General features: G+C 60.4%; 10 protein-coding genes. 5 read left to right on the forward strand and 5 right to left on the reverse strand.

All coding sequences use genetic code 11. The features are described 5' to 3' along the window. On the forward strand, window positions 1-2,408 hold a 2,408-nt coding region (locus tag WBQ77_RS03060; protein ID WP_424058874.1), incomplete at its 5' end, for an efflux RND transporter permease subunit. Window position 2,409: 1 nt separating this feature from the next. Here the strand turns inward: WBQ77_RS03060 and WBQ77_RS03065 are convergent. Then, window positions 2,410-3,255, reverse strand: a complete 846-nt coding sequence (locus tag WBQ77_RS03065; protein WP_424043739.1) for an SDR family oxidoreductase — start codon at window positions 3,253-3,255, stop codon at window positions 2,410-2,412. A 219-nt stretch (window positions 3,256-3,474) separates the two neighbouring features. On the opposite strand from WBQ77_RS03065, the gene WBQ77_RS03070 reads away from it, so the two are divergent. The 4 genes from WBQ77_RS03070 (at window position 3,475) to WBQ77_RS03085 (ending at window position 6,687) form a co-directional block, all read left to right on the forward strand. Further along, a complete protein-coding gene (locus tag WBQ77_RS03070; protein ID WP_424058875.1) occupies window positions 3,475-4,569 on the forward strand; it encodes an alkane 1-monooxygenase in 1,095 nt (364 codons plus the stop codon). A 160-nt stretch (window positions 4,570-4,729) separates the two neighbouring features. After that, window positions 4,730-5,251, forward strand: a complete 522-nt coding sequence (locus WBQ77_RS03075; RefSeq protein ID WP_424043034.1) for a sigma-70 family RNA polymerase sigma factor — start codon at window positions 4,730-4,732, stop codon at window positions 5,249-5,251. Beyond that, complete coding sequence (locus tag WBQ77_RS03080) at window positions 5,248-5,919, forward strand: ChrR family anti-sigma-E factor (RefSeq protein WP_424043036.1); 672 nt, start codon at window positions 5,248-5,250, stop codon at window positions 5,917-5,919. Before WBQ77_RS03075 ends, WBQ77_RS03080 begins: the two co-directional genes overlap by 4 nt. Continuing rightward, window positions 5,920-6,687 carry an SDR family NAD(P)-dependent oxidoreductase gene (locus WBQ77_RS03085; RefSeq protein ID WP_424058877.1) on the forward strand — a complete coding sequence of 256 codons (768 nt, stop codon included), beginning with the start codon at window positions 5,920-5,922 and terminating at the stop codon, window positions 6,685-6,687. It begins immediately after the preceding gene. On the opposite strand, the gene WBQ77_RS03090 is transcribed toward WBQ77_RS03085, so the two are convergent. The 4 genes from WBQ77_RS03090 to WBQ77_RS03105 all read right to left on the reverse strand — a co-directional run. After that, window positions 6,684-7,922 (reverse strand): class I SAM-dependent methyltransferase, encoded by a 1,239-nt coding sequence (locus tag WBQ77_RS03090; protein WP_424058878.1) that lies wholly within the window; start codon window positions 7,920-7,922, stop codon window positions 6,684-6,686. The genes WBQ77_RS03085 and WBQ77_RS03090 overlap by 4 nt on opposite strands. Next, window positions 7,919-8,707, reverse strand: a complete 789-nt coding sequence (locus WBQ77_RS03095; RefSeq protein ID WP_424043807.1) for a DUF1365 domain-containing protein — start codon at window positions 8,705-8,707, stop codon at window positions 7,919-7,921. The genes WBQ77_RS03090 and WBQ77_RS03095 overlap by 4 nt, the downstream gene beginning before the upstream one ends. Further along, complete coding sequence (locus WBQ77_RS03100) at window positions 8,704-10,047, reverse strand: NAD(P)/FAD-dependent oxidoreductase (protein WP_424058880.1); 1,344 nt, start codon at window positions 10,045-10,047, stop codon at window positions 8,704-8,706. Before WBQ77_RS03100 ends, WBQ77_RS03095 begins: the two co-directional genes overlap by 4 nt. A 106-nt stretch (window positions 10,048-10,153) precedes the next feature. Beyond that, window positions 10,154-10,537 (reverse strand): DUF2177 family protein (locus WBQ77_RS03105; protein ID WP_424058881.1); only part of this gene is annotated, 384 nt, incomplete at its 5' end.

The following is a 10,537-nucleotide window of genomic DNA, read 5'->3' on the forward strand; positions in this document are numbered from 1 at the left end:
ATATTGCCCGCGGCGGACGTCCTAAAGGAACGATATCGATGACGGCTGGTTTCGGAATAGAGAAGCTTGGGCTTGTTTCTCTGCGGCACCCCTGGATATGCCTCCTGATCATTGCGGTGATAACACCCTTCGCAATATTTGGAGCGACCCAAAATCGCTTTTCGAGCGACATTCGGGAAATTTTCCGCTCGGACGATCCGGCCTTCATACAGCTCGACCTCCTCAACGAGCGTTTTCCCTCCAGCCAGCCCGACCTTCAGATCATTGCCGAGGCCGACACGGCCTTCGACGCCAAGGACCTCGAAGCACTCCAGACGCTTCACACTAAGCTGCTTAAGATTGACGGGGTCACGGGCGTGCTATCCGTGTTCTCGGCGGTCACGGCGCCCGAGGGTGACGGCGAGCCGCAGCCGATCTTTCCAGAGGATCTAACCAAGCTCGAAGCCTCGGACGCTGCGCGAAAAGAGGTCGCCGATCACCCGCTGATCAGAGCCAAGCTCCTGAGTGATGACTGGCGCCTGACCGTCTTTGCGCTTTCGCTCAAGCAACTAGCGCAGGACACGGAGGGACAAGCGAAGGAACGCGCGCTCGTCGCTGCCATTGGAAAGACCACGAACGAGACCTTAACCGGAACCAACGTGACCGCGCGCCTGACTGGGCTTGCAGTCATCCGCGACGAGATTCTGTCTGGCCTTTCGCGCGATCAGCGCAGTTTCGGTTTGCTCGCGCTCGGGCTGGGTATCATCGTCTGCTGGATTTTCCTGCGTAGCATTCCGCTCATCATCATCGCCGTTGTTCCCGCCATCATTGCCGTGGCATGGCTTCGTGGCGGCATGTGGCTGTTTGGTCAGGACATCAACCTGCTGACGGGAATCGCGCCGACGATCATCCTCGTGATCGTGCTGTCCAACTGCCTGCATTTGCTGTTCTCGATTCGACGTGGCCTTCAGCGCGGCGACTCTCTTGAGACGGCGATCGAGGGGGCTGTCAAACGTGTCGGGCCGGCCTGCGTGCTGACCTCTTTGACGACGGGCCTTGCGATGTCATCCCTTATCTGGATGCCGCATTCCTTCATCGCTGACTTCGGGATTACAACGGCGTCCGGCACAGTCATGGCGCTGTTCGTCACGTTGATGACGGTGCCGGCCCTGTCCGTGCTTCTCCTGGGTGGCTACGCCAAGAAGATTCATGGCACGTCTGAGACCGACTTTTTTCGCCGGGCCATCGACGCTATTTGCGCCAAGGCCGCGAGCGCCGTGGCCTCGTTCCCTGGCGCTATCGCCCTGATCGGGCTGCTGCTGACCATCGCGGGCTTTTGGCTCCATGCTCTGAACCAGCCGCAATATAGCTATGTCAACAATATGCCGCCTGAAAGCACGGCACTGAAGGCAATCCAGGCGTCCGACAACAAGCTTGCAGGCGCCAACACGCTTGAGGTGCTTCTGTACTTCCCCGAGAAGCACAGCCTAAAGACCTACAAGACGCTGGAGATTATTCGCGAGGTCCACAACATCCTCGACAGCGAGCCCACCTTCGGCGCGGTCACCTCTCTCCACACGGTCGAGGAGTGGCTCGGCGGCGGCGATATCGGCGAAGACCGGCTCATAGATTTTCTGGAAGCGAAGAACGCGCGATCCTTCGCTTCAAGCTTCGTGGCTCTGAAAGAGAACGCCATCCGCATGTCGGCTCAGTTCCGCAACATGACGTCTGACGAGCTTAAGCCGATCCTTGCCAACGTGAAGCGGCAGGTGCGGAAGGTCGAAGCGCAGAACCCGGGGCTAAAGATCGCCATCACCGGAATCGTGCCGGTTTCGTCGCGAGCGAGCCATGAGATGATCCGCCAGCTGAACATAAGCCTGATCACGGCTATCGGCCTCATCCTAGTTTTGATCGGCGTTGGCATGCGGTCGCTGCGGGCGGGGCTCGCCAGCGTTCTACCCAACCTGTTCCCCATCGCCATGGGCGGGGCCTATTTGAATCTCGTGGAAGGCGGACTGGAGTTCACCAGCCTTGTCGCGTTTGCGGTCGGCTTCGGCATCGCCGTCGACGCTACGATCCACTATCTCACCCGCTATCGCCTGGAGCGCGCCAGCTTGGACTCTGTGGCCGCCGCGCTCAAGCAGACCACCATGGATGTGGGCCCTGTCGTCATCATGGCCACGGTGCTCATCGCCGGCGGTATCGGCACCACCATGATGAGCCGATTGCCCACGGTGGCGCTATACGGAACTATTGTCGTGATCGTGCTTACGTCGGCGGTGATCGGCGCGCTGCTGTTCCTGCCCGCCGTCATGTCCACGATGGAACGCTATTGGCCCTCGCGCTGGAAGGGCGAAACCAAAGACAAGACCGAAGCGCCTGAAACTGAAGCGCCGGGATCCGACGCGCCCAAGACCGAGAGCGCCTAGGTCAGCGCGTGCGCGGAATCCCGAGATAGCGCGTGGTGCCTCTCCGGATCATGCGGCTCGGCAGCTTGCCGCGAAGTAAGAAATCCAACTTGGCGAAGAAGCCGACCGGATAGCGAACCTTCGGCAGGGGTGCCTCCAAGGCTTTGGCGACAACCTTTGCTACTTCTTCCGGGTCGCGGGCGTGTTTGTCCGCATGGGCATCGGCACCGCGCATGACCAACCGGACCCAGGGTGTGTATGGGCCGCCCGGTGGCGTGACCCGTTCGGACCCCTGCCAAATCTCGGTTCTGTAGGGCCCAGGTTCGACAAGCACGACATCGATGCCGAACGGATCGAGCTCGAAGGCAATGGATTCGGCCCAGCCCTCAAGCGCCCATTTCGACGCACAATAGATCGAATTGGCAGGTTGGCCCGCGAAGGCCGATTGGCTCGAAATGCAGACGATCCGGCCGCTCCGCTGCGCCCGATAGGTCGGCAGCAGCGCACGGGTCAGCCCGAGCACGCCGAAGAAATTTGTTTCCATGACACGCCGAATTTCGGCGTCGGGCAGATCTTCATGCGCGCCGGCAATGGCGACGCCCGCGTTGTGCACGACGGCATCGAGCGTTCCCCCGGTCTGCGCCAATATGTTTGAAACTGCCGTCTCGATCGACTTGGGATCGCCGACATCGAGTGTCTCGAAGGTTACCTGCTGCGCGATACCGGCACCGCGCAGCACCTTCTCCAGCGGCGCCTTCTTTTCGAGGTTCCGCATGGTCGCGAAGACGCGCCAGCCCCTGGACGCCATATGCTTAGCCGTGACCTGACCGATTCCCGTGGACGTTCCTGTGATCAGTACCGTTCGCATCTGGCCCCTGCCCGTCGCATCGCCATTTCCTCAGCCGCAGCACAAAATTGCCGCGCAGCCGCCAACGCTGATTTTTCCAAAGTGTCTAGACGATCTGCCGGACGTCAAACGATGACTTTTCTCCAGCGACCAAACATGTAGCATAGGGTCCGTAGGCCTAGGCAAACGCTATTTCACACGAAGAGAAGAGTTGTGGTTGCGTCTACTGATGAGGCGAAGATGCGCTGGGCATGGGGTTCCGGTATCCTCGCAGCCGGGCAATACGCTTTAGCTAATGTTCTCGTTCTTCTGGGCTGCCTATCCCTCCTCATCGGCGGGTGGGTGCCGTTTGCCGTCATCCTTCTGATCATGGTGTTCGGTTCGTTCGCCGACGAGCTGAGTGGCAACGAATGGGACCGGCTGGAAGATCGAGCCCGCACCTTCTACGAGGTCAATCTCTACCTCTCGCTGCCGCTGATGTGCCTGCTGGCGGTGCTGTTCGCGCTGTATGCGAAAGAGGCCAGCTTCACGGACCAGCCGTTGCAAACCATCGGCGCCATCTGGGCCACCGGCTATCTCTTCGCCCTGGTTGGCGCCACGGTCGGCCACGAACTCACCCATCGGCAAGGCTGGATTCCGCAAGTGGTTGCGCACATCTTGCTGGGCTTTACGGGCAATACCTCGTTTGCGATCTACCATGTCCATGTCCATCACCGCCGGGTTGGCAGCTATGACGAAGCCTCGACGGCCCGGCGCGGGGAACGGCTCCTCGTCTTCGAAGCGCGCACAATTTACGGGCAGCTTGTGCAAGCCGCCCAGGTCGAGGCCGCGCGACTCCGGCGCAAGGGTCTTCCTTTCTGGACCCTCCACAACCGGCTGATCCAGGCTCATGCGGCTCCTCTGTCCATCGTGGTGGCCATAGTGCTCATCGGCGGACCGTTCGCTCTTCTGCTGTTCGGACTCGCGGCTATGCTTGGACGTTTCTTCCACGAACTCATCAATTTCGTTCAGCATTACGGCCTGGTCCGCGCCGACAACGCGCCGATCCAGCCCCGGCATAGCTGGGACTGCTACCGCCGGCTCTCGAACGTCTTGCACTACAATCTGCCCCGGCACTCGGACCATCACATGTTCGCCACCAAACCGTTCTGGCGCTTGGATGCGGTCGAGGAAGTGCCGATGCTGCCTTACGGGTACCAAACCATGGCGACGATCGCGCTCGTGCCCCCACTCTGGCGCCACGTGATGCGGCCTTTGCTTGCCGATTGGGACGCATGTTTTGCGAGCGAAGCCGAACGGGAGATCATCCGCGCCCGCGGCTGGGACATGTTCTAGTCGCCAGCCCGCCCCCCGCATCTAACCGGAGTGATCCGCCTAACCGTTTCCGTCGTATGATATTCGTGCAACAACGACAGGACCTTGCGGCTTCTAAGAAATGAGTGCGGGCCAAAAATTGTCCTCTTACCCAGCAGAGACCCTGGACGATCGGACCCTTATGGAACGTGTTGCGCGGCATCGCGACCGTGAGGCGTTTCAGCGCCTTTTTCTGAACTTTGGCCCCAAAATCAAGGCGGTAATGATCCGGAGCGGAACCGATTCTGACACGGCAGAAGACCTGGCCCAAGACGTCATGCTGACTCTCTGGAGGAAAGCCGAGCTATACGCGCCCGAGAGGGGCACGGTAGCTGCATGGGTCTTCACGATCGCGCGGAACACCAGGATCGACCGGCTGCGCCGGCAGTCTTCCCGAGTCTACGAGGACATCGCCGACCTCAATTTAGAATCGCCGGAGGCCGACGGCGAGGAGGAAACAGAGATGAGGCAACGCGACAGCTTGGTTGGAGAGGCTCTCGCGTCACTACCCCCCGACCAGCGCCGTGTGGTCGAATTGTCATTCGTTGAAGATATGCCGCAGGCGGAGATTGCGACCGCGCTCGACCTGCCGCTCGGAACCGTCAAATCCCGTATGCGTCTTGCCTATGCAAAGCTGCGGGAACGCTTGGAGATTGTGAAATGAAGATTATCCATCATCCCGATAGCGCCACCCTGGTGAGCTATGCGGCGGGCAGTCTCGACGAGGCCTTCGCGACCTTGGTTGCGGCCCATATTGCCTCGTGTGATGCCTGCCGCGCTGAGTTTCATAAGATCGAAAGCGTCGGCGGCGCCTTACTGGAGACTGTCGACGCGGCGCCTATGAGCCCATCGACGCTCGAACGCACGCTGAGCCTTCTGGACACCGCCGAACCGGACGCCGCCAAAGACAAACCGGATGAGCCGGCCCTCTCCCGGGACGCAAGGCCAAACATCCCGTCACCGCTCGCGCGGTTGCTCAAAGGTGGTCTTGACGACATTGCCTGGAAGACCGTCGCGCCGGGTGTCGCCAAGCACACCCTGCCCGTATCCAAGGCGGCCCGGAGCACGCTGACGCTGCTGAGGATCGCGCCCGGAATGAAGGTGCCCGACCACGGGCATGGCGGCATGGAACTGACCCTCGTACTCAAGGGCTCCTACTGCGACGTGTTCGGCCGATTTGGCCCTGGTGACATAGCCGATCTCGACGAGCATGTCGAACACCAGCCCGTGGTGGACTCGCCGGAAGCCTGCATCTGCCTCGTGGCAACGGAAGCGCCGACGCGCTTCAAGGGCATTCTCGGCCGGCTGTTCCAGCCCATCGTGGGCATCTAGGTGGGTGACCAACCGGCGCTGCCCTGGCGCACAACCTGGATCATAGGCGCAAGCTCAGGCCTTGGAGCCGCTCTCGCAAAGCTCCTCGACGGCCGTGTCGGGACGGTTGCCGTCTCGGCTCGCTCGGTGGATAGCCTGACCGCGCTGCAGGCGTCCACCCAGACACTCGCCGCTTATCCGCTCGACGTCACAGACGAAGACGCCGTGGCCCGCTGCTACCGGGACATCGAGAAAAGCCATGGGCCGATCGATCTGGTGGTGCTGTCGGCCGGCACTTGGGAAGTCGTCAGCCCGCCCGATCTCGACCCAAGCGCCTTTAAGAAGTCCATGGACGTGAACTTCATGGGCGTAGTGAATGTTCTGGCAAAAATTGTTCCCGACATGATGCGCCGCGAGTCGGGGCAGATCGCGATCGTCTCCTCGGTCGCGGGCTATCGGGGGCTGCCGAAGGCCGCTGCCTATGGATCGACCAAGGCGGCGCTGATCAACCTCGCGGAGTCCTTGTATCCGGAACTGGCGGAAAAAGGAGTGACCCTTTCCATCGTCAATCCCGGATTTGTCGACACGCCCATGACAGCGGTGAACGACTTTCCGATGCCGTTCCTCATGCCCGTGGACGCCGCCGCGCAACGGCTTCTGCGGGGTCTCGAACGCAAGAACTACGAGATCACCTTCCCCCGGCGCTTTACTTGGATGCTCAAGGCCCTGCGGCTGTTGCCGAATGCTGTCTTCTTTTGGGTTGTTCGGACCTTCATGCTCCGGTCCTAACGAGCGAAGCTTAGGGGGCGCGTCAGGCGGTAAAGCCCGACATCGATCGAACCTTCCAAAAAGCCCGCTTCGCAATATGCAAGATAGTAGCGCCATTTGCGGCGAAACCGGTCGTCGAAACCAAGCGCCTCGATCTCGGGCCATGCCGCTTCGAACCGCGCGCGCCATTCTTCAAGCGTGCGGGCGTAAGATTCCCCGAATTCTAGAACTGGCTCATAGCGAAAACCGGCGGCCTCCGCTTGATCGACCAAAATCGTCTTGGTCGGGAGCATGCCGCCCGGAAAAATGTAACGCTGAATGAAATCCGGCTCGCGCTGGTAGGTCTCGAAATGCTCCTCGCCGATCGTGATCGCTTGCAGCATGGCAGCTCCGCCGGGCTTGAGACGGTCGTGGAGGGTCTGGAAGTAGTGCGGCCAGTTCTGCTCGCCCACCGCCTCGATCATCTCGATCGATACGATCCGGTCGTATCGGCCGTCAGTGTCGCGGTAGTCCTCTAGGTCGAAACGTACCTGACCGTCCAGACCCTCGACCTTAGCCCGCGCCCGCGCATGCGCCAGCTGCTCTTGGGACAGGGTGATGCCTCGGACCGAAACGCCGCGATCGCGGGCGGCTGCGAGCGCTAGTGCACCCCAGCCGGCACCGATCTCAAGCACGCTCATGCCGGTCTCAAGTTGCAAGGAGTCCAAAATCGCGCGCAACTTCGCGTCCTGCGCATCCTCAAGCGTTTTCGTGTCACTATTGTAGAGCGCACTCGAGTAAATCATCAGATCGTCAAGCCAGGTCTCGAAGAACGCGTTGCCGAGGTCGTAGTGCTCGGTGATATTGCGTCGGCTCCCTTGCCGCGTGTTGCGGCGGTGAAAATGTCCGATGCGATCCATAACGCTGGTTCGGAACAGGGACCGCCCGGAATCGCCCGAGTGCGCCTGGTTACGCAGGACAAAACGAAAAAGCCCGACAAGGTCGGAACAGTCGACATCCCCGTCCAGATACGACTCGGCGAAGCCAAGTGCCCCCCGGCGGATCGACTTCCTTAAGACACGGTAGTTCTTCAGGGTCAGAACCGCGTCATGCGGACGCTCGTTGCCGAAGCTCATGCGCTGACCGTTCGGCAGTACAATTAAAATCGCGCCCGCAGGCTGCGACGTCAGTAGGCGTTCACCGATACGAACGACGAAGCGCGTCAGAAGGTCCAGAGCCAAAGGCGTCCGGCTGGCAGAAAGCGAATTTTCGGTCATTGATCTCCGTGCTTTCCCGGTGCTGGCACATAGGCGACAGCGGATCGTGAGCGCTGCGGCCGCCTCACGAGCCGCAAGCCCTTGAACCAGAGCTTGAGCGCCTCGTAGTGAATAGCCGCGATGACCTTGACCGACAGCCAGCCGGTCCGCGCCAACGCGGCGGCGAGCGTCGCGTCGGTCAGATCCTCGCGCTCTCCCCGGAAGAAGGCCTTTAGCAGCGGCCCATCCTCAGTATGCAGCGCAATGCCGATCGTGATTTCATCCTCGAGCGGCGTGACGTGAAAACTGTAACGTCCATCGACGCTATTGAATGGAGAGACATAGAACATCTTACCGCAGCTCTGGTGAACGGTGCCCGTAGACGCACTCTGGTCAACAGGAACGACATAGGTTTGCCGCTCCCCAAACGTGTTGTTGACCTCGTAGACGATCAAGACGGGACTGCGGTCTGCGTTAACGCCGAAATAGACCGTAACGGGATTGAACCCGTAACCCAGCACGCGCGGATAGCACAGCATCAGGAACCGCTCGATCCCGCGCACGCCGCTTTGCGTCGCTATATCCCGCAAATAGTCCTGGATCGGCGTCCCGTCGCCATGATTGGAATCATGGAGGCTGCAGACATTAAAACGATTATAGGAGAAAAGTCGCAGACGGCGATCGAGGTTTGGCAAGTCATCGCAGTCGATCAAAAGGGAAAAGACGTGATAGCGTAGCGCATGCTCTACCGGACGCACGCGTTTATGCACGACGACACCGTTATAGAGAGCTGAAGCCGACATCATTCCGCTGCCACAAGCGGGGCCGCGTCTCCCGCACCCGCATTGTGCGTGATTCGAATGCGACCGGACTCATCGGCAACGGACCAGGGGCGCCGCACACCGCCGAGCTGCTCGGCGACAGCAAGCCCGCTCTGCAGGCCGTCTTCGTGGAAACCGTAACCAAAATAGGCCCCGCAGAACCAGGTGCGATCTTTGCCCTGCAAGGACCAAAGGCGTGATTGCGCCGCGATGGCCTCCTTTGTGAACACCGGATGGTCGTAGTCGACTTCCAGGTCGACCGCCTTCGGGTGAATCTCCCAGGGCGGGTTCAATGTCACGAACAAGTCCGTCTTAGTCGGTAAGCTCTGAAGACTGTTCATCCAGTATGATACGCACAATTCGGACTCTAAACCATGCCCGCGCTTGAGGTAATTCCAGCTCTGCCACAGACGGCGGCGGCGCGGCATGAAGCGCTTGTCGCGGTGGAGGACCGCGTGATTGCGCTCGTAGGCAAATGTCCCAAGGAGCGATTGCTCCTTCGGCGTGGGGTCGGAAAGCATATTCAGGGCTTGATCCGCATGCGCTGCAATCACCACATGATCGAACATGCGGACAACCCCCCGCGCATCCTCGACGTGGACGCAGGACCGAGCGCGCCCGACCCTGCGGACCGGCGTTCCAATGGCGGCTTGAATGTCACCATCCTCAAGTAGACGCTGGACATACGTCCTGCTGCCGCCGGCAACGGATTTCCACGCAGGACGGCCTACCGCCTGAAGCATGCCGTGATTGGCGTAGAAGTTGAGGAATGTGGCCGCCGGAAAGTCGAGCATGCCGATCATGGGCGTCGACCAGATAGCCGCGCCCATGGGAAGGATGTGGTCTTCGATAAAGCCGTCCGAATAGTCTTCCGCCTTCAGGAATGCGCCGAGTGAGGTATCGTCAGGATGGCGCTCCAGTGCACGCTGCGCGGTACGGAAAAAGCGGAACATGTCGGACACCAGGCGCCAGTGGCGCCGGTTGACGAGGTTCGTGACCTGCCCGAACAGTCCCGGACCGCTGCCGGCATATTCGAACGCGCCGTCATTTGCCGAGACCGCGAAAGTCATCTCGGTCGGCGCCGTGCTGACGCCGAGATGGGCGAAGAGTGCGGTGAGGTTGGGGTAGTTCAGCTCATTAAAGACGATGAAGCCCGTATCGACCGGCACTTCGCCATCGGCGGTCAACACGGTCGAAGTATGGGTGTGCCCACCAAGCCTGTGATCCTGCTCGAACAGCGTAACCTTATGGCGCTTAGAAAGAAGCCAAGCAGCCGAGAGGCCGGAAATGCCTGATCCGATAACGGCAATGTTGAGAGGAGACATAATCACCATGAAACTTAGGGAGCTGTCGCGCTTCGCGACGCCTGGCGGGTTGGATCACTCTAAAGAGCAGGTTGTTTGAGGATATCTTGTTCAGCCACTCTACGCACTACCCACCGGCCAAGGTCCGCGTGGCCCCGTAGCCGAGAAGCGCGGCCGTGCCGGTCAGGGCCGTGCCCCAAGCTATATCCACGATCGTGACCGTCGGGCTCCAGCCTTTCAGCGTGGCGAGATTGGTCATGTCGTAGGTAGCGTAGGTGAAGAAGCCAAACAGCGCGCCATAGAGGAGCGCGGTCTTCCACGATCCGGCCTGAAGCGCGGGCGCTACGGCGAAGATGACCACTCCCGCGACGAACACGAGATAAAATCCGACCGCAGCGACCAAGTTGAAGTTCTCGAGCAGCAGCGGACCGATCTCCCGCTGGTAGAAGGTCTTGGCGACGAATCCAAGCCAGATGAAGTCGAGTACGAGGAAACTGAGCGCAGTAGCCAC

Origin of the sequence: Methyloceanibacter sp. (genome assembly GCF_049590335.1) — a bacterium.
Classification (GTDB): domain Bacteria; phylum Pseudomonadota; class Alphaproteobacteria; order Rhizobiales; family Methyloligellaceae; genus Methyloceanibacter.